18 protein-coding genes and 2 pseudogenes are annotated in these 21,836 nt (G+C 63.8%); 10 read left to right on the top strand and 10 right to left on the bottom strand.

The annotated features are described in order from the left end of the window. Window positions 1-7: 7 nt before the first annotated feature. The 5 genes and pseudogenes from ACMVO5_RS04045 to carA form a co-directional block, all read right to left on the bottom strand. Window positions 8-361, bottom strand: a complete 354-nt coding sequence (locus ACMVO5_RS04045) for a rhomboid family intramembrane serine protease (protein WP_416908792.1) — start codon at window positions 359-361, stop codon at window positions 8-10. Between the two features lie 25 nt (window positions 362-386). Next, a pseudogene (locus ACMVO5_RS04050) lies at window positions 387-683 on the bottom strand (rhomboid family intramembrane serine protease); the annotation flags it as partial. Window positions 684-708: 25 nt separating this feature from the next. After that, the gene (gene greA, locus ACMVO5_RS04055) at window positions 709-1,188 is read right to left on the bottom strand and encodes a transcription elongation factor GreA (protein ID WP_416908793.1); all 480 of its coding nucleotides are present in this window, start codon (window positions 1,186-1,188) and stop codon (window positions 709-711) included. A 100-nt stretch (window positions 1,189-1,288) separates the two neighbouring features. Continuing rightward, window positions 1,289-4,537, bottom strand: coding sequence for a carbamoyl-phosphate synthase large subunit (carB, locus tag ACMVO5_RS04060; RefSeq protein WP_416908794.1), 3,249 nt, complete (start codon window positions 4,535-4,537; stop codon window positions 1,289-1,291). Beyond that, a complete protein-coding gene (gene carA / locus ACMVO5_RS04065; RefSeq protein ID WP_416908795.1) occupies window positions 4,537-5,715 on the bottom strand; it encodes a glutamine-hydrolyzing carbamoyl-phosphate synthase small subunit in 1,179 nt (392 codons plus the stop codon). Before carA ends, carB begins: the two co-directional genes overlap by 1 nt. Before the next feature lie 124 nt (window positions 5,716-5,839). Here carA and ACMVO5_RS04070 point away from each other — a divergent pair, with 124 nt between their 5' ends. From ACMVO5_RS04070 to ACMVO5_RS04090, 5 genes are all read left to right on the top strand, one after another. Further along, window positions 5,840-6,292: a GatB/YqeY domain-containing protein gene (locus tag ACMVO5_RS04070; RefSeq protein WP_416908796.1), complete on the top strand. Its 453-nt coding sequence runs from the start codon at window positions 5,840-5,842 to the stop codon at window positions 6,290-6,292. Between the two features lie 31 nt (window positions 6,293-6,323). Beyond that, window positions 6,324-8,183 (top strand): DNA primase, encoded by a 1,860-nt coding sequence (gene dnaG / locus ACMVO5_RS04075; protein ID WP_416908797.1) that lies wholly within the window; start codon window positions 6,324-6,326, stop codon window positions 8,181-8,183. Window positions 8,184-8,253: 70 nt separating this feature from the next. Continuing rightward, window positions 8,254-10,290 carry an RNA polymerase sigma factor RpoD gene (gene rpoD / locus ACMVO5_RS04080; RefSeq protein ID WP_416908798.1) on the top strand — a complete coding sequence of 679 codons (2,037 nt, stop codon included), beginning with the start codon at window positions 8,254-8,256 and terminating at the stop codon, window positions 10,288-10,290. 100 nt (window positions 10,291-10,390) lie between these two features. Next, window positions 10,391-11,071, top strand: a complete 681-nt coding sequence (locus tag ACMVO5_RS04085; protein WP_416908799.1) for a hypothetical protein — start codon at window positions 10,391-10,393, stop codon at window positions 11,069-11,071. 60 nt (window positions 11,072-11,131) lie between these two features. Next, window positions 11,132-11,974: an AAA family ATPase gene (locus tag ACMVO5_RS04090; RefSeq protein ID WP_416908800.1), complete on the top strand. Its 843-nt coding sequence runs from the start codon at window positions 11,132-11,134 to the stop codon at window positions 11,972-11,974. Here ACMVO5_RS04090 and ACMVO5_RS04095 read toward each other — a convergent pair. Beyond that, window positions 11,971-12,684: an SDR family NAD(P)-dependent oxidoreductase gene (locus ACMVO5_RS04095; RefSeq protein ID WP_416908801.1), complete on the bottom strand. Its 714-nt coding sequence runs from the start codon at window positions 12,682-12,684 to the stop codon at window positions 11,971-11,973. The genes ACMVO5_RS04090 and ACMVO5_RS04095 overlap by 4 nt on opposite strands. A gap of 128 nt (window positions 12,685-12,812) precedes the next feature. On the opposite strand from ACMVO5_RS04095, the gene ACMVO5_RS04100 reads away from it, so the two are divergent. Then, window positions 12,813-13,991, top strand: coding sequence for a vWA domain-containing protein (locus ACMVO5_RS04100; protein ID WP_416908802.1), 1,179 nt, complete (start codon window positions 12,813-12,815; stop codon window positions 13,989-13,991). 6 nt (window positions 13,992-13,997) lie between these two features. Here the strand turns inward: ACMVO5_RS04100 and ACMVO5_RS04105 are convergent, their stop codons facing one another. Then, window positions 13,998-14,186, bottom strand: a complete 189-nt coding sequence (locus ACMVO5_RS04105; protein WP_416908803.1) for a hypothetical protein — start codon at window positions 14,184-14,186, stop codon at window positions 13,998-14,000. Next, a complete protein-coding gene (gene glpK / locus ACMVO5_RS04110) occupies window positions 14,186-15,661 on the bottom strand; it encodes a glycerol kinase GlpK (protein WP_416908804.1) in 1,476 nt (491 codons plus the stop codon). The genes ACMVO5_RS04105 and glpK overlap by 1 nt, the downstream gene beginning before the upstream one ends. A gap of 44 nt (window positions 15,662-15,705) precedes the next feature. Between glpK and glpD the strand changes: the two genes are divergently transcribed. After that, complete coding sequence (gene glpD, locus ACMVO5_RS04115) at window positions 15,706-17,178, top strand: glycerol-3-phosphate dehydrogenase (RefSeq protein ID WP_416908805.1); 1,473 nt, start codon at window positions 15,706-15,708, stop codon at window positions 17,176-17,178. Here the strand turns inward: glpD and ACMVO5_RS04120 are convergent. After that, a complete protein-coding gene (locus tag ACMVO5_RS04120; RefSeq protein ID WP_416908806.1) occupies window positions 17,175-18,149 on the bottom strand; it encodes a threonine ammonia-lyase in 975 nt (324 codons plus the stop codon). The two genes, glpD and ACMVO5_RS04120, sit on opposite strands and share 4 nt — an antisense overlap. 202 nt (window positions 18,150-18,351) lie before the next feature. Here ACMVO5_RS04120 and ACMVO5_RS04125 point away from each other — a divergent pair. From ACMVO5_RS04125 to ACMVO5_RS04135, 3 genes and pseudogenes are all read left to right on the top strand, one after another. Further along, window positions 18,352-19,494, top strand: a pseudogene (locus tag ACMVO5_RS04125) (type III PLP-dependent enzyme); the annotation flags it as partial. 153 nt (window positions 19,495-19,647) lie between these two features. Continuing rightward, window positions 19,648-20,721 (top strand): 1,9-bis(guanidino)-5-aza-nonane synthase, encoded by a 1,074-nt coding sequence (locus ACMVO5_RS04130; RefSeq protein ID WP_416909291.1) that lies wholly within the window; start codon window positions 19,648-19,650, stop codon window positions 20,719-20,721. 25 nt (window positions 20,722-20,746) lie between these two features. Then, window positions 20,747-21,172, top strand: a complete 426-nt coding sequence (locus ACMVO5_RS04135; protein WP_416908807.1) for an MAPEG family protein — start codon at window positions 20,747-20,749, stop codon at window positions 21,170-21,172. Here ACMVO5_RS04135 and ACMVO5_RS04140 read toward each other — a convergent pair whose 3' ends face one another. Further along, window positions 21,173-21,763: an OmpH family outer membrane protein gene (locus tag ACMVO5_RS04140; protein WP_416908808.1), complete on the bottom strand. Its 591-nt coding sequence runs from the start codon at window positions 21,761-21,763 to the stop codon at window positions 21,173-21,175. Between the last annotated feature and the right edge of the window lie 73 nt (window positions 21,764-21,836).

A 21,836-nucleotide genomic window follows, 5' to 3' on the forward strand; every position in this document is an offset into this window, starting at 1 on the left:
CCGCGGGTCAGAGATCGATCTTGGGGCCGCGACCCCAGCGGCGCGCCAGAACAAGACCGGTCAGAAAACCGCCGATGTGAGTCCAGATGGCAATACCACCACCGAGCAGCCCACCGCCCGGCTCGGCAAATGCAATGCCGACCAGCAGCTGCAAGCCAATCCAGCTCGCCGCATACCAGAGCGCAGTCAGTGTCTCGCCCGAGACGCTGACCCCGAGAATCCGTCGCGGCTGGACCCGGCTCTTGGCGAACATGACCGCATAGGCACCGAAAACGCAGGCAATCGCACCCGACGCACCAATCACCGGCGTCGGGCTTTGCGGTGCCGCCAGAAATCTGGGCGATGCCGCCGACAAAGCCACCGGTCAAAAACAGGCTGACAAGACCGACGCGCCCCGCAACCCATTCGACATAGCGGCCGACCCAGGCCAGAAAAACCATGTTGAGCGCGAGGTGGATCAGCCCGCCGTGCAGGAAAATGTGGGTGAGCACCGTCGGCAGCGCGCTCGATGGCGGCGCGATGCCGGCGATGGCCGCACTCATGCGCGCAGGCACAAGCCCATAGGCATAGATCACCGACGCTCCGAAGCTGCTGCCACCAATGAGCAGCGCCCCCTGCACCGCCACACACAGGCCAATCAGGCTGTTGGTGGCGAGCGGACTGGGCGGCTTGAACGGTTTCATGCCACCCCGGAGGCGTCACGCAGGTTCAAATGAACTCGACGCTTTCGATCTCATAAAAACGATCCCCCGAAGGGGTATTGACCTCGACTTCGTCGCCAACACGGCGGCCAATCAGGGCGCGACCAAGCGGCGAATTGAAGCTGATCCGCGCGGCCCGGGCATCTGCCTCCATCTGGCCAACGATCTGATAGGTGATCTTCTTGTCATTGTCGTCGATGAGATGCACGGTCGCGCCGAACACGACCTTGTCGCCCGACAGCGACTTCGGATCGATGACAACAGCACGCGCCAGCTTGTCTTCAAGGTCGATGACCTGCGCCTCGATCTGTCCCTGACGCTCCTTGGCAGCATGATATTCGGCATTTTCCGAAAGATCGCCATGCGCGCGTGCAACCTCGATGGCCTCGACCACTTCAGGGCGTTCTTGCTCTTTCAGGCGACGCAGCGTCTCCACGAGGATCGCATGTCCGCTGGCCAGCATCGGCACCTTGTCTAGCGTTGCCATGAATATTCACTCAACCTTCCTGAAAATAGTGCCCCGGCTTCGCAAGCCTCACAAAAGTGAATTTCCAGCCGGTAATCACCCCGGCACATCGGATGCCGGGCTAATGATGATAAGACTGCAACGGGTGTACTTCAAGCGGCTGGCGGCGCAGCGCCGCGATTGCCGCCACCGATGCAATGCTTGCAGCTGCGGTCGTGAAATAGGGCACACGCCCATAAAGCGCTGATGCGCGAATGGATTGGCTATCCTTCAACGATTGCAGGCCCTCGGTGGTGTTGAAGATGACCGCAATGTCACCGTCCTTGATCCGGTCGACGATATGCGGGCGCCCCTCGGCAACCTTGTTGACCCGTTTGACGGGAAGCCCGGCCTCGGCCAGCACCCTGGCCGTGCCGTCGCTGGCGATCAGCTTGAACCCGAGCGCCACAAGGTCCCTTGCCGCCGGGATGATCAGCGCCTTGTCACTGTCCTTCAGGCTGATGAAAACGGTCCCCGACTGTGGCAGCACGGTGCCCGCGCCCAGCTGCGCCTTGGCGAAGGCCGTGGCGAAATCGGCATCGATCCCCATCACTTCGCCAGTCGATTTCATTTCCGGCCCGAGCACCGGGTCGGTTCCCGGGAAGCGGGCGAAGGGGAAGACCGCTTCCTTGACGGCGATATGCTGGCCGCTGTTCCGTGGCCTGAGATCAAAACTCGAAAGCGGCTCGCCCGCCATAACGCGCGCTGCGACCTTGGCCAACTGGATGCCCGTTGCCTTGGCAGTGAACGGCACGGTGCGGCTGGCACGCGGATTGACCTCGATGAGGAACACCTCGCCGTCTTTGACCGCAAACTGGATGTTCATAAGCCCACGCACATCGAGCGCGCGTGCCAACATCGCGGTCTGGCGCTCGATCTCGGCAATGATGTCGCTGCCAAGGCTGTAAGGCGGCAGCGAACAGGCGCTATCTCCCGAATGGACACCCGCCTCTTCGATATGCTGAAGAACGCCGCCGACATGCACAGTCTCGCCATCGGCGATGGCATCGACATCGACCTCGACCGCATCGCGCAGATAACGGTCGATCAGCACCGGGCTGTCACCGGAGACAACGACAGCCTCGCGGATATAGGTTTCGAGCTGCGCCTCGGTATCGACGATTTCCATGGCACGGCCGCCCAGCACATAGCTTGGCCGCATCAGAACCGGATAGCCGATGCGGGTCGCCACCTTGACCGCCTCGGCGGCCGAGCGGGCAATGCCGTTTTCAGGCTGCTTGAGGCCAAGCCGGTTGATCAGATCCGCGAAACGCTCCCGGTCTTCGGCAAGGTCGATGTTGTCGGGCGCAGTGCCGAGGATCGGGATTCCGGCCGCCTCGAGCGCGGCAGCAAGCTTGAGCGGCGTCTGCCCGCCAAGCTGCACGATCACGCCCTTCAGCGTGCCATTGCTCCGCTCGACATGGAGGATTTCCAGCACATCCTCAGCCGTAAGAGGCTCGAAATAGAGCCTGTCGGACGTGTCATAATCAGTGCTCACCGTCTCGGGGTTGCAGTTGATCATGATCGTCTCATAGCCGACCCCATTCTGCTTCGAGCCGAGCGCGAAACAGGCATGAACACAGCAATAATCAAATTCAATGCCCTGGCCGATCCGGTTCGGGCCGCCACCGAGAATGACGATCTTGGTCTTGTCAGTGGGCTCGGACTCGCACTCCGGCACCCCGAAGCTCGGCGCCTCATAGCTTGAATACATATAGGGCGTGCGCGCCGTGAACTCGCCGGCACAGGTGTCGATGCGCTTGAACACGGGCCGCACATCGAGCGCGCGGCGCGCGGCCGCAACCTCGGCCTCGCTCTGGCCGGCAAGCTTCGCCAGCCGCGCATCGGAAAAGCCCATCGCCTTCAGGCGCCGCATGGCATTGGGATATTGCGGCAGGCCCTCGGCGCGGACCTGCGCTTCGGCCTCAATCAGGGCCTCGATCTGGCGCAGGAACCAGGGCTCGAACCGGGCAATCTCATGGATCCGCTCGACGCTCATCCCTGCCCGGAGCGCCTGCGCCGCAATCAGCAGCCGATCTGGCGTAGGCCGGGAAAGTGCGGCTTCAATCTCCTCGATGGACGCGCCTTCGAGGTTCTCCACTTCATCAAAACCGGTCAGCCCGGTCTCAAGCCCGCGCAGCGCCTTCTGCACGCTCTCCTGAAAGTTGCGGCCAATCGCCATGACTTCGCCCACCGACTTCATCGCGGTGCCGAGCAAGGGCTCCGCGCCCTTGAACTTCTCGAACGCAAAGCGCGGAATCTTGGTGACGACATAGTCGATGGTCGGCTCGAAGCTGGCGGGCGTCACGCCGGTGATGTCATTCTGGATCTCATCGAGCGTGTAACCGACAGCGAGAAGTGCGGCGACCTTGGCGATGGGAAAGCCGGTGGCCTTTGACGCCAGCGCCGACGAGCGGCTGACGCGAGGGTTCATCTCGATGACGACAAGCCGGCCATCGACGGGGTTGACGGCGAACTGCACATTGGACCCGCCGGTTTCGACGCCGATCTCGCGCAGCACCGCAATGCTGGCGTTGCGCATGATCTGATATTCCTTGTCGGTCAGCGTCAGCGCCGGGGCAACGGTGATGCTGTCCCCGGTATGGACGCCCATCGGGTCGACATTCTCGATCGAGCAGATGATGATGGCATTGTCGGCGCGGTCACGCACGACCTCCATCTCATATTCCTTCCACCCCAGCACCAATTCCTCGACCAGCACCTCGGTGGTCGGCGAGGCATCAAGGCCGCCGGTCACAATGGCGACGAACTCCTCGCGGTTGTAGGCAATGCCGCCGCCGGTGCCGCCCATGGTGAAGCTGGGCCGGATGATCGACGGAAGACCGGTGAATTCAAGGGCTTCAAGCGCCTCTTCAACAGTATGCGCAATCCGGCTACGCGGGCTTTCTAGGCCGATCTTGTCCATCGCGTCACGAAATTTCAACCGGTCCTCGGCCTTGTCGATGGCCACCGCATCGGCCCCGATCAGCTCGACGCCATATTTGTCGAGTGTGCCGTCGCGGTGCAGCGCCAGCGCCGTGTTGAGCGCCGTCTGCCCGCCCATCGTCGGCAGAACAGCGTCAGGGCGCTCCTTCGCGATGATCTTGGCGACGATCTCCGGGGTGATCGGCTCGACATAGGTGGCATCGGCCAGTTCCGGGTCGGTCATGATCGTCGCCGGGTTGGAATTGACCAGGATGATCCGATAGCCCTCGGCCTTCAGCGCCTTCAGCGCCTGCGTGCCAGAATAGTCGAACTCGCACGCCTGGCCGATGATGATGGGGCCGGCGCCGATGATGAGAATGGAGTGGATGTCGGTGCGTTTGGGCATCAGGCGGCCTTGAATGGGGAGAGCTGGGCCACGAACTTCTCGAACAGATAATGACTGTCCTGCGGGCCGGGGCTGGCCTCGGGGTGATATTGCACGCTGAAGGCGGGCTTGTCGGTGAGCTCAAGGCCGGCAAGGCTGCCGTCGAACAGCGAGACATGGGTGGCGCGCGCGGTCGGCGGCAGCGTCTCGGTATCAACCGTGAAGCCATGGTTCATGCTGGTGATCTCCACCCGGCCATCGACAAGCCGCTTGACCGGGTGATTGGCGCCGCGGTGCCCCTGCTGCATCTTGACCGTGCGCGCGCCCACCGCAAGGCCGAGCAACTGATGACCGAGGCAGATGCCGAAGATGGGCATATCCGCCTCGAGCAGGGCATTGATCACCGGCACGGCATATTGGCCGGTCGCGGCAGGATCCCCGGGGCCGTTGGAGAGGAACACGCCGTCAGGGGCGAGCGCCATGATCTCATCAAAGCTGGTGCGCGCCGGCACCACCGTCACCCGCGCGCCCGCGGCCACAAGGTTGCGCAGGATATTGCGCTTCATGCCATAATCGATGGCCACCACATGCGGGCCGCCGCTGTTCTCATGGTTGGCCGTGTAGCCCTTGTGCATCGACCAAAGCCCCTCGTCCCAGCCATAATTCTGGGTGGCGCTGATGACGCTGGCGAGATCCATGCCTTCAAGGCCCGGCCAACCGGCGGCCTGCAGGCGCAGGCGGCGCAGATCGAACTTGCCGACCTTGTTGTGCGCGATCACGCCGTTTGGCGCGCCGCCAAGCCGGATGCGCTTGGTCAGCGCCCGTGTGTCGACGCCCGAGATGCCGATCCGCCCCCAGGCCTTCATCCACTCATCGAAGTTGCGCGTGCTGCGAAACGAGGCGGCCGGCGTGATCGCCTCGCGCACGACACAGCCGAGCGCATGCGGATTGGGCGATTCGATATCGTCGATGTTTGAGCCGACATTGCCAATGTGTGGAAAAGTGAAGGTGATGATCTGCCCGGCGTAACTGGGATCAGAGATCACCTCCTGATAGCCGGTCATGGCCGTGTTGAAACAGACCTCCCCGACCGCGACGCCCTCGGCGCCAAACCCCTGTCCCCAGATCACGGCGCCATCGGCGAGGACAAGAACAGCGGTCGCGCCTTTGGGTTGAGCGGGCGCGGGCGCTGCTGCCATGATATTTCCTTGCTTCGAGTGGACAAACGGACGGCGAATTAGGGGCGATGCCCTGCTGGGTCAATCTATTCTTTGCGCGGCCAAAGGGCTAGGGTGTTCTCGAACTTTAGTTGAGAATGGCATCATGTTGAGAGATGAAATCAAGGCGGCCACCATCGCGTCGATGAAGGCCGGAGACAGCGCGCGCACCGGGGGGCTGCGGCTGATTCAGGCCGCAATCAAGAACCGCGACATCGAGCTGCGCACTGGCACGGCACCGGCTGATGACGACGTGCTGGTCATCGAAGTGCTGACCAAAATGGCCAAGCAGCGCCGCGAATCGATCGAGATGTATGAAAAGGGCGGCCGCGCCGAACTGGCAGCGAGCGAAGCGGCTGAACTGGCCGTTATCGAAAGCTTCCTGCCAAGGATGATGGACGATGACGAGGCGCGCGCTACAATCGCATCTCTGGTCGCCGAGTTGGGCGCAACCTCGGTCAAGGACATGGGCCGGGTGATGGCGGCTGTGAAGGAACGACTGGCCGGCAAGATCGACATGAGCAAGGCCAGCGGCATGGTGAAGGCGGCCTTGTCCTGATGCCAGGACCGGGCTGCGAAAGCGACGCACCGTGAGCCTCAGCCCTGCTTTTCTCGACGAACTTCGTGCGCGTGTGCCACTGTCGCCGGTGGTCGGTCGCCGGGTCAAGCTGATCCGCGCCGGGCGCGAGTGGAAGGGCTGCTGTCCCTTTCACAATGAGAAGACGCCGAGCTTTTATGTCAATGATGACAAGGGCTTTTATCATTGCTTCGGCTGCGGCGCGCACGGCGATGTAATCCGCTTCCTGACCGAGCAGGAGGGGCTCCCTTTCATGGAGGCGGTGAAGAGCCTCGCCGCCCAGGCCGGCATGACCGTGCCTGCCGCCAGCCCCGAAGCCGCCGCCCGCGCCAGCGAGCAGGAGGCCCTGCAACCACTCGCGACGCGCGCGGCAAACTGGTTTCAGGCGCAGCTGGCGAGCCCGGCTGGAAGCGAGGCCCGCGCCTATCTGGCGCGCCGCGGCGTGACTGAGGCGCTGGCGCGGCGCTTCGGCCTGGGCTTTGCACCCGCCGCCGGGCTGCGGGCCGCCATGGCCGAGGTGAGCGAGGCGCAGATGCTGGCGGCCGGCCTGCTCGGGCGCGGTGATGACGAGCGTGTCTATGAGCGCTTTCGCGGCCGCCTGATGTTTCCCATCCGGGACCGTCGCGGACGTGTCGTCGGCTTTGGCGGGCGGGCGCTGGGCGACGTGCAGCCCAAATATCTCAACTCGTCCGATGGGCCGCTCTTCGACAAGGGGCGGCTGCTCTACAATCTCGATCTCGCCGGCCCGGCGGCGCGCAAGAGCGGCCGGCTGATCGTGGTGGAAGGCTATATGGACGTGATCGGGGCCGCACGCGCCGGGATCGATGATCTGGTCGCGCCGCTCGGCACGGCGATGACCGAGGCCCAGCTCGAACTGGCGTGGCGGCTCGTCGATGAGCCGATCCTCTGTTTCGATGGAGACAGCGCGGGCAGCCGCGCAGCGCTCAGGGCCTGCCTGCGTGCCCTGCCCTTGCTCAAGCCCGGCAAGTCGCTGCGCATCGCCGCCCTTCCCCCCGGCGAAGACCCGGATGACGTGGTAAGGCGGGGCGGCGCGGCAGCGTTCGAAGCGGTCCTCGCGCAGGCGCGTCCGCTCGCCGAGCAGCTCTGGCTGGCGGAAACCGCCAGCGCAGAGAGCGCGACGCCGGAAGCCCGGGCGGCCGTCAGGGCAAGGCTGCGGGCGCATGTCGCGACCATCGCAGACCCCGATGTGCGCGCGCTTTACCGCGCCGATTTCGATGATCGCTTCAATGCGGCCTATCTGGCGCGCCGTACGCTCCAGCAACCGCAAACCCAAGGCTGGGCCCGCACCGCGCCCGGGGGGCGGCGCGACCGTGGCTGGATACCGCCCATCCAGCCCGCATCGCCGGCGCTGAAGGCGCGCGCCCTCGCCACCGAGCGCGCCGAGGTTCTGGCCATCCTGACCGGACTCATCCGCAATCCCTGGCTTTGCGACCGCTTCGGCGAAGCCATTGCCGCCCTGCCCCTTGGCGAAGGCAGGCCCGCCCAGCTGCGCGATACGATTCTTGCCGCCTCTGCGCGGGACCCAGGCCTTGAAGCAGAAGCCCTGCAACCCCATCTGCAAGCCGAAGGTTTGGAACAGGCCGCCAACCAGATATGCCGAGCCAATGGACTGAAACTCAGCTTCTGTCAGACTGGTGCAGGCGACCGGGAGAGGCAGGCGCGCGATTTCTCCCTGATGGTGGAGCGCATGTCGGCGCAAGCGGGACTGGAAGCCGAATTGTCGGACGCCACGGCCGCTTTGGCCTCCGGCTGGACCGAAGACGGCTTTGCAAGGCAACAGGCCCTGCTTGCCGAATGGATGGAGCTGAACGCGGCGATGATGCGACTGGCGGAATTGATTCGTGAAGATTAAGGGTACCGGTCGACCTTTGGCAGCGGTCTGCGTCGACTGAGTTTTCGTCTTGTTTGTGAGGACGTTGGGAATGGCAAAAACGGTAGCAGCACAGAGTGATTTGGGCGCCAAGAGCGATGGTGCCGATGCGCCCGTGCTCGATCTGAACGGTGCGGCGATCAAGAAGCTGCTGAACCGCGCCAAGAAGCGTGGCTACATCACCTATGACGAACTCAACAGCGCGCTGCCGCAGGACCAGATGACCAGCGAGCAGATCGAAGATGTCATGGCGCAGATCTCCGAAATGGGGATCAACATCATCGAGAATGACGAACAGGCCGAAGATGCCGCCGCCGTGGATGACGATGAACCTGAAGCTGCCGATGGCGAGCTCGGCCCGGTGCTGGCCAGTGCGCCGACGAAAGCGCCACTCGACCGGACCGACGATCCGGTCCGCATGTATCTTCGTGAAATGGGCGCGGTCGAACTGCTCAGCCGCGAGGGCGAAATCGCTATCGCCAAGCGGATCGAGGCCGGCCGCAACACGATGATCGCCGGGCTCTGCGAGAGCCCGATGACCTTCACCTCGCTCCTTGAATGGTCGAACCAGCTCAACGAAGGCACGATGCAGCTTCGCGAGATCCTCGATCTCGAAGCCATGCTCGCCAAGGATCAGGCCGACCGGCAGGGCGAGGGCGACGAGAATGGCGAAGGCAAAGACGGCGATGCCGGTTCAGACCTGCCGACCGTGAATTTCAAGGAAGATGAAGAGCCCGAATCCGAGACCTCGGCACCGGATGAGGAAGACGGCATGACCGAGCGTCGTACCCAGCGCCCCGTGGACGATGATGACGAGGACCAGACCCTCTCCCTCGCCGCGATGGAGGAGGTTCTCAAGCCACAAGCTCTCGAAACTTTTGCGGAAATAACAAAAACCTATCGCAAGTTCTTCAAGCTTCAAGAGAGCCGCTTGCTGGCTTTGAAAGACAATGAGGCCCTGCCGGCTGCCGAGGAGCGCAAGTATCAGAAGCTGCGTGAGGAACTGACGCGCGGCGTGCAGGCGATCCATTTCCACAATGCCAAGATCGAATTTCTGGTCGATCAGCTCTACACCGAGAACCGCAAGCTGCTGGCGCTCGGCTCGCAGATGATGAAGATTGCCGACAAGCACAAGATCAACCGCAAGTCCTTCCTCGACGAATATACGGGCAATGAGCTCAACGAATCCTGGCTCGAGAGTGTCACGAGCCTCGACAAGAAGTGGGCGGCCTTCGCCAAGGCAGAGGCCGGGACCGTGGCCGAGATCCAACGCGAAATTGCCGTCATTGCTGATTCGACCGGGGTCGATCTGGGCGAATTCCGGCGCATCACCAACATGGTGCAGAAAGGCGAACGCGAGGCGCGCATCGCCAAGGAGGAAATGGTCGAAGCCAATCTCCGCCTCGTCATCTCCATCGCCAAGAAATATACCAACCGCGGCCTGCAATTCCTTGATCTTATTCAGGAAGGCAATATCGGCCTGATGAAGGCGGTGGACAAGTTCGAGTACCGCCGGGGCTACAAATTCTCAACCTATGCGACCTGGTGGATCCGCCAGGCCATCACCCGCTCGATCGCCGATCAAGCACGGACGATCCGTATCCCGGTGCACATGATCGAGACAATCAACAAGCTGGTCCGCACCAGCCGCCAGATCCTGCATGAGATCGGTCGCGAACCAACGCCCGAAGAGCTGGCCGAACGGCTTTCGATGCCGCTCGAAAAGGTGCGCAAGGTGATGAAGATCGCCAAGGAGCCGATCAGCCTCGAAACGCCGATCGGTGACGAGGAAGACAGCCACCTCGGCGATTTCATCGAGGACAAGAACGCCGTCATCCCGGTTGATGCCGCCATCCATGCGAACCTCAAGGAGACCGTCACCCGCGTGCTGGCCAGCCTGACACCGCGCGAGGAGCGTGTGCTGCGCATGCGGTTCGGCATCGGGATGAACACTGACCACACGCTGGAGGAAGTCGGCCAGCAGTTCAGCGTGACGCGTGAACGCATTCGGCAGATCGAGGCGAAGGCGCTGCGGAAGCTCAAGCACCCCAGCCGCAGCCGCAAGATGCGGAGCTTCCTCGACACCTGATCCCGCTCGCCATGGCAGGATTGGCACGGTCTGACGCAGTTTCGCTGCATCGGGCGCTGGGCCACTTGCCCGTCGCCCGCCGCTTGTTATGCATTGCGGCATGTTCCGCTGGTGGCTGCCTCTTCTTGCTGTTGCGCTGACGGGCGCGGCGCTGCCGCCGGTTCAGGCCTTGCCCGAAGATGTGCTTCGCGACCGCATCATCGAAAAGGCCGCTGCGATCAACCCCTCCGAACTCGCGTTCGAACGGGTGACGATGGTGCTGCGCAAGGGCGGTGGCTCAAAAACGGAGAAGCGTCTTGTCGAGCGCTGGGACGGAGAGCGCTGGTCGCTCCTCAGTGTCAATGGCCATGCTCCAAGCCGGGCTGAGAAGGCCGCCGCTGCAAGTGACAACAGTGTCCCCGGCTATCACCAGTTGGCGCGGATCATCGCGGCTTCGACGGAACGGCAGGTGACACCGGACGGACGCACCCTGCTGGTGGTGCCGATGCTGCCTGAAAAATCGGTGGTGGCAGATGGCAAGGACATATCCCGGCACCTGCGTGCCGAAGCACTGCTCGGCTTGCGCGATGGCCAGCCCTGGGTGGAGCGACTGACAGTGAAGGAGCGCGAGCCATTCAAGCTCAATCTGCTCATCAAGGTGACCAGCTTCGAGCAGGTCAATGATTATCGCCTTGGCACCGACGGCCAGCCGCGCCTCGTCGCGCAGGTCAATGGCTCGGTGGGCACGATGTTCGGCATTACCGGGGGCGAGACCAGCGAAGTGATTTACGCCTATCGCTAGGTTGCGGGGCCTGATGGCCCCGGTTAGCGTGTGCTTTTCGACAAGAAGAGGCACAAGACGATGCGTTTCACGGGCACAACCGGCTATGTCGCCACCGATGATCTCAAGGTGGCGGTGAATGCCGCAGTGACGCTGCGGCGGCCGCTGCTGGTGAAGGGCGAGCCGGGCACCGGCAAGACCGTTCTGGCGCAGCAGATCGCCGATGCTTTTGACGCCCCGCTGATCGAGTGGAATGTGAAATCCACCACCCGCGCTCAGCAGGGGCTCTATGAGTATGACGCAGTGAGCCGGCTGCGCGACAGCCAGCTTGGCGACCCGCGCGTGAATGATATCAACAACTACATCCGCCGCGGCAAGATGTGGGAGGCGTTTACCGCGCCGAAGCTGCCGGTGCTGCTGATCGACGAGATCGACAAGGCGGATATCGAATTCCCCAACGACCTGCTGACCGAGCTCGACCGGATGGAATTCGATGTCTACGAGACCGGCGAGCGCGTGAAGGCGAAGATCCGCCCGATCGTTATCATCACCTCAAACAATGAGAAGGAGCTGCCCGACGCCTTTCTGCGCCGCTGCTTCTTTCACTACATCAAATTTCCCGATCGCGAGACGATGGAGGCGATCGTGCGGGTGCATTTTCCCGACATCCAGCGCGCGCTGGTCAGCGAGGCACTCAACATCTTCTTCGATATCCGCGACGTGCCAGGCATGAAGAAAAAGCCCTCGACCTCGGAGCTGCTCGACTGGCTGAAGCTCTTGATGCACGAGGATCTGCCGGTCGATGTGCTGCGCAACCGCGATACCAAGTCGCTGATCCCGCCGCTGCATGGCGCGCTGCTCAAGAACGAGGCCGACGTGATGCTGTTCGAGCGGCTGGCCTTCATGAGCCGCCGCGAAAGCTAACGCAGCATCAGGCCGCCATCGATGGCGAGGCTCTGGCCAGTGATATAGGCTGCCGCCGGGCCGGCGAGAAACAGGATCGGTCCGGCGACCTCCTCGGGCGTCCCCCAGCGGCGCATCGGTACCGCCTTCAGCAGGCGCGCCTCATAGGCCTCGTCCTGACGCGCACGGTCGGTCATCCGCGTGGCGATGAAGCCGGGCGCGACGAGATTGACCCGGACATGATCGGGCGCCCATTTGTCGGCCAATGCGCGGGTGAGACCCAGCAGCCCGGCCTTGCTGGCGGTATAGGCCGGGGTTTCCTTGAGCGCGAGAAAACTGGCAAGGCTCCCGACATTGACGATGCTGCCTTGGCCGGCCTTCAGGAGCGGGTGCAGCCGGGTGCTGAGGTCCATCACGCTGTTGAGATTGAGGTCAATGATCCGCTCGAACTCATCCTGCTCATATTCGCGGCCGCTGCCGCCGCCGGCATTGTTGACCAGCACGTCCAGCCGCGACATTTGTTCCGCAAGTGCGGCGCGGGCCGCCGGTTGCGTGAGATCCGACTGGATGTAGCGCACACTTTCGAGCGGCGCCTCATAATCGGCAAAGCGCGGGCGTGTGCCGGTGACGGTCACCTCCGCGCCCTCGGCCAGAAAGGCCCTTGCCGTCGCATGGCCGATCCCCTGGCTGCCGCCCGTCACCAGAACATGCTTTCCTGTCGCCCAGCCCATCTTCGCCCTCCCCGCTCATCGTTCGCCGCCCATCCGCTGCGGGCCCTGTCACTTTTCAGGATGGGGGAGCGCATCCTGTGTGCAAACCCGCGCTTGTGAGAGGGGCTGAGCGGGCCTAGTCTGAGACGATGTTCATCACCTTTCTCGAAGAGCTGCGCGCGGCGAAGATCCCGGCATCGATGAAGGAGCATCTGATGCTTCTCGAAGCGCTCAAGGCCGATGTCATCGACTGGTCGATCACCGATTTCTATTATCTGGCGCGCGCCGTCTATGTGAAGGACGAGGCGCTTCTCGACCGCTTCGATCTGGTGTTTGGCAAGGTCTTCAAGGGGCTGGAAACAAGCATCGAGACCGGCGAAGCGGAAATCCCGGCCGAGTGGTTGCGCGCGGTGGCCGAGCTCAATCTGAGCGACGAGGAGATGGCGGCGCTGGAGAAGCTGGGCTGGGACAAGCTCATGGAGACGCTGCAAAAGCGTCTCGAAGAGCAGAAGAAGCGCCACGAGGGCGGTAACAAATGGATCGGCACCAAGGGCCGCAGCCCGTTCGGCGCCTATGGATCGCATCCCGAAGGTGTCCGGATCGGACAGGACAAGAACCGCAAGAATTCCGCCGTCAAGGTTTGGGACAAGCGGGAATTTCGGAACCTCGACGATTCAGTCGAGCTTGGTACCCGCAACATCAAGGTGGCGCTGCGCCGGCTGCGCCGCTTCGCGCGCGAAGGCGCCGCCGACGAGCTCGATCTCGACAAGACGATATCCGGAACCGCAAAGCAGGGCTGGCTCGATATCGTCATGCGGCCCGAGCGGCACAATGCCGTCAAGCTGTTGCTGATGCTCGATGTCGGTGGCTCGATGGACCCTCATATCAAGGTTTGCGAGGAGCTGTTCTCAGCCGCGCGCTCTGAGTTCAAGCATCTCGAATTCTTCTACTTCCACAATTGTCCCTATGAGGCGCTCTGGAAGGACAACAAGCGGCGCTGGAGCGAGCGCACGCCGGTCATGGACCTGCTTCACAAATTCCCGCATGATTACAAGCTGGTCTTCGTCGGTGATGCATCGATGAGCCCCTATGAGATCAACTATGCCGGCGGCTCGGTGGAGCATTGGAACGAGGAGGCCGGCGAAGCCTGGCTGCGGCGGATGCTCGATGTCTATCGCTCGGCCGCCTGGCTCAACCCGATTCCGGAAAAAAACTGGACCCACAGCCAGTCTATCCAGATGATCCGGTCGATCATGGAGGACCGGATGTACCCGCTCAGCCTCGAAGGGCTGGACCGGGCCATGCGCGAGCTGACCCGCTCCCACTAGACCGGATCAGGGCGAAGGCGGCAGCGGCAGGGTATTGATCCACACGTTAAAGATGGTGACCAGACCGGCGCCCACCATCAGCCCCGCCTTGACGCGGTTGCCGCCCGGCGCCCGGAACAGCCAGAGCCCGCCGATGATCAGCGCAAACGCCGCCAGCATGGCGAGCGTCAGCATGGCATTGGATGTGTCGAGCATCAGGCCCCCAGCGTTCGCGCAATCGCGCCCTGCCATGCCGTGCGGCGCGCCAAGCGGTCTGCATCGCTCAGTTTCGGCGAAAAGCCCCCGCCAGCATGCAGCATGGCCTCGCCGGCAGCTTGGAGACTGGGGTAGAGCCCGGCCCCAACGGCGGCCAGCGCCGCCGCACCAAGCGCTGTCGTCTCGATGACCGCAGGCCGCTGCACCGGAACCCCGAGACTGTCGGCCAGATCCTGACACAGCCAGTCATTGGCGACCATCCCGCCATCGACATTGAGCGCCCGCACCGCCACCCCGTCGGCGCCAAGTGCATCGACGAGGTCGGCCGTTTGCTGCCCCATGGCCTCAAGGGTCGCGCGCACAAGATGGGCGCGGGTGGTGCCGCTGGTCAGCCCGGTGATGAGGCCCCGCGCGCCCGGCGCCCAGTGCGGTGCGCCAAGGCCGGCAAGCGCGGGCACGAAGACAACGCCCCCGCAGTCGGCCACGCTGCGGGCGAGCGCCTCGCTGTCCTCGGCGGTGGCAATGAGGCCAAGGCCATCCCGCAACCACTGCACCGCGGCACCAGCCACGAAGATCGCACCCTCCAGCGCATAGGCCGGCTGGCCTGCGAGGCGATAAGCGAGCGTCGCCAGCAGCCGATGCTGAGACTGCGGCACCTCCGCGCCCGCATGCGCGAGCAGAAAGCATCCGGTCCCATAGGTCGCCTTGAGCGCGCCCGGGCTGAAACAGCCCTGGCCGACCGCCGCCGCCTGCTGGTCCCCGATACTGGCCGTGATGGCAATCTCCTGCCCGAGCAGCTGCGTGGTGGCGAGCACGCCGGCGCAATCGGTGATCTCCGGAAGGCATTCGGCAGGAACGCCAAAAAGCGCGCACATCAGCTCGTCCCAGCGGCAGGTCTTGAGGTTCATCAGCGCCGTGCGGCTCGCGTTGGTCGCGTCGGTGATGTGCCGCCGACCGGCCGAGAGGTTCCAGATCAACCAGCTGTCGACCGTGCCGACACAGAGCCGCCCGGCCGCATGTGCCTGCCGGACATCGAGCGAATGTTCGAGCGCCCAGGCGATCTTGCTGGCGGAAAAATAGGGATCAAGAAGCAGGCCCGTGGTCGCCTGCACCTGCGCCTCATGACCGGCCGCCTTCAACCGCGCGCAGGCATCCGCAGTCCGCCGGTCCTGCCAGACAATGGCTCGCCCCAGCGGGGCGCCGCTCGTCCTGTCCCAGAACACGATCGTTTCGCGCTGGTTGGTGATGCCGATCGCAGCAATATTGGCAACACCAACGCTGTCCGCCACTTCGAGCAGGCAATCGCGCGACAGTCGCCAGATCTCGGCCGCGTCGTGCTCGACCTCGGCTGGTGCCGGATAATGTTGGCTGATTGGCCGCGCCGCGCTGGCGACAATTTCTCCGGCGCGTGAAAAGGCGATAGCGCGGGTGCTGGTGGTGCCTGCGTCCAGCGCGAGAAGGATGTCGGCGGTCATGTCGCCTTTCCAACGGCCTGTGAACCGACTAGTCAAGGCCGGCGATGGCATTAACCGACCCTTATGACATCTTGATCATCGGCGCCGGCATCAACGGCGCCGGGATCGCGCGGGATGCGGCCGGGCGCGGCTTGTCGGTCGCACTGGTCGAGTCCGGCGATATCGGCGGGGCGACTTCAAGCGCGTCGACCAAGCTGATCCATGGCGGGCTGCGCTATCTCGAATATCACGCCTATGGGCTGGTGAGAAAGGCGCTGGCCGAGCGCGAAGTGCTGCTCGATGCGGCACCGCATATCAGCTGGCCGCAAAGCTTCGTCTTGCCAAAGGCCGCAGGATCAAGGCCGGCATGGATGCTGCGTGCCGGCCTGTTTCTCTATGACCATCTGGCGCGGCGGCATGACGTGCCGGGCTCGTCGCGCGTCGACCTTCACAATGACCGCGCTGGCAGGGCACTGGCCAACCGCGATGCGCTGGCCTTCCGCTACTGGGACGGCTGGGTCGATGACGCGCGCCTTGTCATCGCCAATTGCCAGGATGCCGCCGCGCGCGGCGCGACCGTTCTGCCGCGAACGGCGGCCGTCTCCGCCCATCATGACGGCAGCGATTGGGCCGTCACCCTGTCGAGCGGCACGACGCTGCGGGCGCGACGCATCATCAACGCCGCGGGCCCCTGGGCTGAAGATGTGGCGCGCCGCGTTCTGGGGTTCAATGATGCACCGGCGCTCAAGCTGGTGCAGGGTACGCATATCGTCACCAAGCGGATCCATCTCGGCCGCGACGCCTTCATGCTGCAACAGCCGGACGGGCGGATCGTGTTCGTCATCCCCTATGAGCATGATTTCTCGCTGATCGGCACCACCGAGCGGACCATCGCCACGCCTGAGGACGTGCGCCCGACCGAGGGCGAGATCGACTATCTGCTGGCGGCAGCCAACCGCTGGCTCACCCGGCCACTGACGCGGGAGTCGGTCTTGCATAGCTTCGCGGGTGTCCGGCCGCTGGTGCTGGAGCCCGGCAAGGGCGAGAGCGAGACCACGCGCGACTGGCAGCTGGTCCACCATCAGGGCAGCCATGCGATCAGCGTGATCGGCGGCAAGCTGACGACCTACCGTCTGCTCGCCGAAGATGTGCTCGGACATGTGCCGTCACGCCGCGGAAAATGGACGGCGGGCGTGCCGCTACCCGGCGGAGATGTGCCGCGCCAGCCCGGCGAACGCGGCCAGGCGGCCTTTCGGCACTGGCTCGAGGCGCTGATCATCAGGCACGAACATTATGATCCGCATCTCATCAAGCGGCTGGCCTATACGCTGGGCACGGCATGCGTGCCGCTGCTCGATCAGGGGCTGGGCGCGCGCATCGGCGGGATGTGGGAAGCCGAGCTGCGCCATTATGCCGAGCGTGAATGGGCCAGCTGCGCCGATGATGTGATCTGGCGCCGCACGAAGATGGGGTTGCGGCTGAGCGCCGAAGATGTGGCCGAGATTGCCGACTGGTTTGCGGCAAGGCGCACGGGCTAGCCCGCTTCGGCAAGACAGGCGGCAAGCACCGCCGGCTCGACATTGCCGCCAGACAGCATGACGACGGCTGTCCGGCCGGCAAGATCAACCCGGCCCGTGAGCGCTGCCGCGAGCGCGACCGCGCCGCCCGGCTCGACGACAAGCTTCAACTCGACGAAGGCGAACGCCATGGCGCGCGCCACCTCGGCCTCCGAAACCGACACACCCTGCACGCCCAGCGCGTGCAGGGTGGCGAAGGTAAGATCGCCCATCCGGAGCGTCTGCAGCGCATCGCAGCGCGTCGGCCCGGGGTTTTTCACCGGCACGATCTCGCCGCGGGCAAGGCTGATGGCGACATCGTCATAGCCGTCCGGCTCTACCGTGATTGTCCGGATCCCCGATCCGACAGCAAAGCCCGACGCAAGACCGCCGCCACCGCAGCAGATGAGTGCGACATCGGCGACAAGGCCAAGCCGGGCCAGATCAGCCGCCGCCTCCAGCCCTGCGGTGCCCTGCCCTGCCGCCACATGTCGGTCATCGAAACTGGGAACCACGGTCGCTCCCCGCGCAGCGGCGATCCCGGCAGCAATCTTCGCCCGGTCCTCGCGGAGACGGTCATAAAGAATGATCTCGGCACCGTCGGCCCGGGTCCGCTCGATCTTGAGCGGCGGCGCGTCGCTGGGCATGACGATGGCGCAGGGCATGCCGAGCAGCCTTGCTGCCCGGGCCACCCCTTGTGCATGATTTCCCGAAGAAAAAGCGACGACGCCGGCCTCGCGCGCACCCGGCGCCATGGCGGCAAGGCGATTATAGGCCCCGCGAAACTTGAACGAGCCGGTCACCTGCAAACACTCGGGCTTGAGGAAAATCCGTCCGCCAGTCGCCGTGTCGAGGGCATCGCAGCGGAGCAGCGGTGTGTGTACGGCAACCCCTGCAATCCGTGCTGCGGCGGCCTGAATTTCATGCGTGGAAAGCGGCTCGGAAACAGGCATTGAAACGCACCTCGCTTTTGTGTGACAAGCCTTTGGACGCCATAGCGAAAACCGCAAGTCGGTTGGCTCGAAAAAAATCGCTTTACATGCGGGTCCATGGACCCCATATGCGCCGCTCGCTGCCCCAAGGGACTTCCACCGCAAGGCAGCTATGGTGCCGGCCTGACCCGGCAACACAGTCAAACCCCGGAGGTCCCTTGAATTGCACAGGCATCATAACTCGCTGGGGGTAGCGACGGCCCTGCGTCCCACGCAGCCCGTTACCCTTGTTCGTCCTCACGCAGCGCGTCGCGCCGCCCGGTTTTTCCTCGAGAATTTCCCGGGTACCTCGATGTATGCGGTGAAGGCAAACCCGTCGCCCGATCTGATTCGCATCCTTTGGGACAGCGGCATCACGCATTTCGATGTGGCATCGATTGCGGAAGTGCGGCTGGTGCGCGGGCTCCTGCCGCACGCCACCCTGTGCTTCATGCACCCGATCAAGGGCGAAGAGGCGATTGCGGAGGCCTATTTCAAGCATGGCGTACGCACCTTCAGCCTCGATTCGATGGCGGAGCTGGACAAGATCGTCCGCGCGACCGAGGGGGCGATCGATCTGACGCTGTGCGTCCGGCTGCGTGTCTCCTCGGGCCATTCCAAGCTGAGCCTTGCGTCGAAGTTCGGTATTGCAGCCGATGAGGCAGCCCCACTGCTGATGGCCGCCCGTCAGGCCGCCGATGCGCTGGGCATCTGCTTCCATGTCGGCAGCCAGGCAATGAGCCCCCAGGCCTATGCCGATGCGATGGCGCAAGTCCGCGCCGCGATCGTTGAGGCCAGCGTCACGGTCGACATCGTCGATGTCGGTGGCGGCTTTCCGTCCGTCTATCCGGGCATGGAGCCAGCTGCGCTCGAAGGTTATTTCGAGGTCATCAGCCGCGCCTATGAAGCGCTGCCGATCAGCTATTCGGCCGAACTCTGGTGCGAGCCTGGCCGCGCCTTCAGCGCGGAATATGCGAGCCTGCTGGTGCGTGTCGAGGCGCGCAAGGACGATGTGCTCTATATCAACGACGGCGCTTATGGCGCCCTGTTCGATGCCGCACATGTCGGCTGGCGCTTCCCCGTGGAGCTGGTGCGCAGCGAAGCAAGCACGGCCGGCCTGATGGAGTTCAGTTTCTGGGGGCCGACCTGCGACGACATGGATTTCATGCGCGGGCCGTTCCTGCTGCCCGCCGATATCGCGGCTGGCGATGTCATCGAGATCGGCATGCTCGGCGCTTATGGCTGCGCGATGCGCACCGGCTTCAACGGCTTCACCGCCGGTGAGACGGTGATCGTCACCGACGAGCCGATGGCGACCGCCTATGCTGTCACCGAAGAAGTCCTCGGAAAATGTGATAAGGCTGGGTCGCAAGGGCTGAACCACCAGCCCTTCAACCTATTCACCCGCTCGGCGCCGGAACAGGCCGGCCGCGGGGGACGGGCTTGCCCGTCTGGCCATCCATCATCAAGGGAGGCTCCTATGGCCAACACCGTCGTTACCGACCCGTCGCTCATCAACGACAAGCGCAAGGCAGAGCTGCTGGCCAACGTCGTGCAGCATATCGATATCACCAGCTTCGACGCCCGGCCGATCATCGACCAGATGTCGCGCATGAGCTTCACCTCGCGCGATCTCGCCCGCGCCACCGGCATCTACAATGCCATGCTCTCAGACCCCGAATGCTCGATCTTCCTGGTCATCGCCGGCTCGACCAGCGCCGGCGGCTGCATGGATCTTTACGCGGAGCTGGTGCGCAACAACATGGTCGATGGCATCGTCGCCACCGGCGCCTCGATCGTCGACATGGATTTCTTCGAAGGCCTTGGCCACAAGCATTATCAGGCGCTTGAGATCCCCGACGACAATGAGCTGCGCTCGCTCTACATCGACCGGATCTACGACACCTATATCGACGAGACGCAGCTTCAGGACTGCGACCACACCATCTATGAAATCGCCAACAGCCTTGAGGCCAAGCCCTATTCGAGCCGCGCCTTCATCCGCGAAATGGGCCGTTATCTGACCAAGCACGGCAAGAAGGACAACAGCCTCGTCAAGCTCGCCTATGAGCATGACGTGCCAATCTTCTGCCCGGCCTTTGTCGACAGCTCGGCGGGCTTCGGGCTGGTCAAGCACCAGGTCGATCGCGCCAAGGCGGGCCAGCCCTATATGGTGCTCGACGCCATTGCCGACTTCCGCGAACTGACCGACATCAAGATCAAGGCCGGCACCACCGGGCTGCTGATGATCGGCGGCGGTGTGCCCAAGAACTTCATTCAGGACACGGTCGTCTGCGCCGAAATCCTCGGCCATGACGATGTCGCCATGCACAAATATGCCGTCCAGATCACGGTCGCCGATGTGCGCGACGGCGCCTGCTCCTCCTCCACACTTCAGGAGGCGGCAAGCTGGGGCAAGGTGCAGACCACGCAGGAGCAGATGGTCTTCGCCGAGGCCGGCTCGGTGATGCCGCTGCTGGCCTCCGACGCCTATCATCGCGGCCATTGGAAGGCCCGCGCCAAGCGCGCCTATGCGCGCATGTTCGCCGACTGAACAGCACAAACAGGGGGCGCTTCGCATGAACAGTCCGATTTTGGCACCGATATTGGCGCTTGCCGCCTGGTCGATGGTCATGTGGCTGTGGATGTATGCCAAGCGCCTGCCTGCCCTGCTTGCCATTCCTGCGGAAAAGCGTGCGAAGCTGGGCCAGCGCACCTCGGAGCTGGCACGCGAAATGCCGGCCGCCAGCCAGTGGCCGGCAGACAATTACAACCATCTGATGGAACAGCCGACGCTTTTCTATGCCGTCGCCATCTGCCTTGCGCTGCTGGGTGCGGGAACAGGCATGGCGGTGACCTTTGCATGGGCCTATGTCGGCCTGCGCATCATCCACAGCATCGTTCAGGCGACGAGCAACGTTGTTATCCTGCGTTTTGCCCTGTTCAGCCTCTCGAGCTTCGCCCTGATCGGCCTGATCGCCCTGGCGGCGCGCGCCGCCTTCTGATCAACCTTGCGGAGGCGCTGCCGGAGCCGGCGGCGGTGTGGTCGAGACGCTGGGCAGCGCGGCATTAAGGCGGGTGAGCAGTTCCTGCGTCGCATCAAGGCCGGCGGCATGCTGAAGTACGGCGCTTGACGGCACGATCATGCTCGCGCCCCGTTCCTGCATATAGGCGGTGATGACCGGACGAAGTGCCGTGCCAATCTGCTGGCTGACATAATTCTGCGCCCGCTGAAGATCAGCCTGTCCGCGCTGGATCTCTTGTGAGGCCGCCTGCTGGCGGGCTTCAAAGGCCTGGATCCGGCCTTCGAGCGCCTTGCCCGTCAGCGAATTGTTCTGCTGCCCGGTGCGGATGGCTCCGGCCTCGGTCTCCAGCTGCTGGCGCAACGTCGCGGCACGCTGCTCGAGCGCCTGAACCTTGGTCTGCAAGTCAGTTGCCGCCGCCCGGCCGGCGTTGCTCTCCGCAACGATCTGGTCAACATCGGCAATCAGCATCGAGGCCGCCGGCAGGCGCTGGGCGGCGACGGGCACAGAGGTCGAGACAGCGGCCAGCGCGAGTGCCGACACAAAACCGATGGTGGATAGCTGCTTGCCCATGAAGACCCTCTTGAATGTGGTGGAATGATTTGGCGAAGCCTCTGCCACAGGCGCACGCACTTGTCTGCCCCTT

Source organism: Polymorphobacter sp. (genome assembly GCF_048007885.1).
Taxonomy (GTDB): domain Bacteria; phylum Pseudomonadota; class Alphaproteobacteria; order Sphingomonadales; family Sphingomonadaceae; genus Sandarakinorhabdus.

Excerpts from the sequence above, each read along its gene's own strand:
- ACMVO5_RS04130 (WP_416909291.1), top strand. The coding sequence starts at position 19,648 with ATGGCCAACACCGTCGTTACCGACCCGTCGCTCATCAACGACAAGCGC.
- rpoD (WP_416908798.1), top strand. The coding sequence starts at position 8,254 with ATGGCAAAAACGGTAGCAGCACAGAGTGATTTGGGCGCCAAGAGCGAT.
- ACMVO5_RS04095 (WP_416908801.1), bottom strand. The coding sequence starts at position 12,684 with ATGGGCTGGGCGACAGGAAAGCATGTTCTGGTGACGGGCGGCAGCCAG.
- carA (WP_416908795.1), bottom strand. The coding sequence starts at position 5,715 with ATGGCAGCAGCGCCCGCGCCCGCTCAACCCAAAGGCGCGACCGCTGTT.
- ACMVO5_RS04070 (WP_416908796.1), top strand. The coding sequence starts at position 5,840 with ATGTTGAGAGATGAAATCAAGGCGGCCACCATCGCGTCGATGAAGGCC.
- ACMVO5_RS04090 (WP_416908800.1), top strand. The coding sequence starts at position 11,132 with ATGCGTTTCACGGGCACAACCGGCTATGTCGCCACCGATGATCTCAAG.
- glpK (WP_416908804.1), bottom strand. The coding sequence starts at position 15,661 with ATGACCGCCGACATCCTTCTCGCGCTGGACGCAGGCACCACCAGCACC.
- glpD (WP_416908805.1), top strand. The coding sequence starts at position 15,706 with ATGGCATTAACCGACCCTTATGACATCTTGATCATCGGCGCCGGCATC.
- ACMVO5_RS04100 (WP_416908802.1), top strand. The coding sequence starts at position 12,813 with ATGTTCATCACCTTTCTCGAAGAGCTGCGCGCGGCGAAGATCCCGGCA.
- carB (WP_416908794.1), bottom strand. The coding sequence starts at position 4,537 with ATGCCCAAACGCACCGACATCCACTCCATTCTCATCATCGGCGCCGGC.
- ACMVO5_RS04105 (WP_416908803.1), bottom strand. The coding sequence starts at position 14,186 with ATGCTCGACACATCCAATGCCATGCTGACGCTCGCCATGCTGGCGGCG.
- ACMVO5_RS04135 (WP_416908807.1), top strand. The coding sequence starts at position 20,747 with ATGAACAGTCCGATTTTGGCACCGATATTGGCGCTTGCCGCCTGGTCG.
- ACMVO5_RS04120 (WP_416908806.1), bottom strand. The coding sequence starts at position 18,149 with ATGCCTGTTTCCGAGCCGCTTTCCACGCATGAAATTCAGGCCGCCGCA.
- ACMVO5_RS04140 (WP_416908808.1), bottom strand. The coding sequence starts at position 21,763 with ATGGGCAAGCAGCTATCCACCATCGGTTTTGTGTCGGCACTCGCGCTG.
- greA (WP_416908793.1), bottom strand. The coding sequence starts at position 1,188 with ATGGCAACGCTAGACAAGGTGCCGATGCTGGCCAGCGGACATGCGATC.
- ACMVO5_RS04085 (WP_416908799.1), top strand. The coding sequence starts at position 10,391 with ATGTTCCGCTGGTGGCTGCCTCTTCTTGCTGTTGCGCTGACGGGCGCG.